The sequence below is a fragment of the Microbacterium sp. BF1 genome (assembly GCF_019279095.1).
In the GTDB taxonomy this organism is placed as follows: domain Bacteria; phylum Actinomycetota; class Actinomycetes; order Actinomycetales; family Microbacteriaceae; genus Microbacterium; species Microbacterium maritypicum.
In genome coordinates, this window is record NZ_JAGYWT010000611.1 from 1 (window position 1) to 1,361 (window position 1,361).

General features: G+C 70.5%; 2 protein-coding genes. Both read left to right on the top strand.

All coding sequences use genetic code 11. From position 1 onward, the window contains the following. Positions 1-857, top strand: an 857-nt coding sequence (locus KZA10_RS15395; protein WP_218683321.1) for an MFS transporter, incomplete at its 5' end; no start/stop codon positions are given. Next, a partial coding sequence (locus KZA10_RS15400) for a class I SAM-dependent methyltransferase (RefSeq protein WP_218683322.1) occupies positions 854-1,361 on the top strand: 508 nt, incomplete at its 3' end. The genes KZA10_RS15395 and KZA10_RS15400, both read left to right, overlap by 4 nt.

The following is a 1,361-nucleotide window of genomic DNA, read 5'->3' on the forward strand; positions in this document are numbered from 1 at the left end:
TCGCCGCCCCGCAGCACCGAGGCCGCGACCTGTCGATCGTCGTCTGGTCGACGACCATCGGCGGTGTCGCCGGCCCACTGCTGCTGGGCCCTGGGGAGATCGTCGGGCAGGCGGTCGGGATGCCACCGCAGACGGGCTCGTATCTGTTCTCCTTCGTCGCGCAGTGCGCAGCGCTGCTGCTCTACATCGTCGCGCTGCGTCCTGATCCGCTTCTGGCGGCCCAGCGGCTCGCGAAGGCGTCGACCGCGGCCGCCGGAGCGGTGGCGGTGGATCGCCCGCGGGTCGCCCGCTATGCGATCTTCGCGATCGCCGGCTCTCATGTGGTGATGGCCTCGGTGATGGCCATGACTCCGGTGCACCTGTCGCACATGGCCCACGGCGCCGGGGGCATGGCCGCGAGTCCGGCAGATGTCTCGGCGCTCGTGGGGATCACGATCGCTCTGCACGTCGGTGGCATGTACGCGCTGTCCCCGGTCTTCGGTGTGTTGGCCGATCGATGGGGCCGACTGCAGGTCGTTCTGCTCGGACAGGTACTGCTCGCCGGAGCTCTCGCGTTCGCCGTGTTCACGGGTACGGAGGCGTGGGGCGTGATGGTGGCCCTCATCCTGCTGGGGCTGGGGTGGAGTGCGGCGACGGTTGCCGGCGCCGCACTGCTCACCGAGGCTTCGGCGCCCGAGCTGCGCACCCGCAGGCAGGGGCGCAGCGATTCGCTGATGAGCCTCTCGGCTGCCGCCGGGTCTGTGCTTGCCGGCGTGGTGCTGTCGAACTTCCAGTACTCGGGACTCGGCATCGCGGCTTTCGTCCTGGTCGTCGCGATCGTGGCGCTCTCCCCGCTCGCCCGCTCCGGCGTCCGATGAAGGACTGGGTCGGCGTCGGCGAGGCATATTCCGCTTCCTACGCCGCACTCTGCGCAGGGACCTTCTCGACGATGCAACGCGCACTCGGCGCACCGGGAGGGCGCAGCCTGCTCGATGTCGGCGCGGGCGACGGCAGGCTCGCTGCACTGTGGGCGGAGACGGGATGGAGCGTCCAGGCGTGTGAGCCGGAGGAGTCGATGCGGAGGGTGTCCCGCCGCGAACGACCGCAGGTCGACATGCTCGATGCGGGGCTGCCGGATCTGCCGTTCGCCGACGGTGCCGTCGATGTGGTGGTCGCGAACTTCGTCCTGAACCATGTCGCCTCTCCACGCAGGTCAGCCGCCGAGCTGCGGCGCGTGAGCCGTGGCGCCGTGGTCGCGACGACCTGGACGCTCTCGCCCTCCTGGTTCTGGGCAGAGGTCACCGAGCGCGCGTGTGTGGCCCCGTTCGCCGGTGCGAAGCTCCCGGCCGACGAGGATTTCGAGCGGACCGCCGACGGTTTCG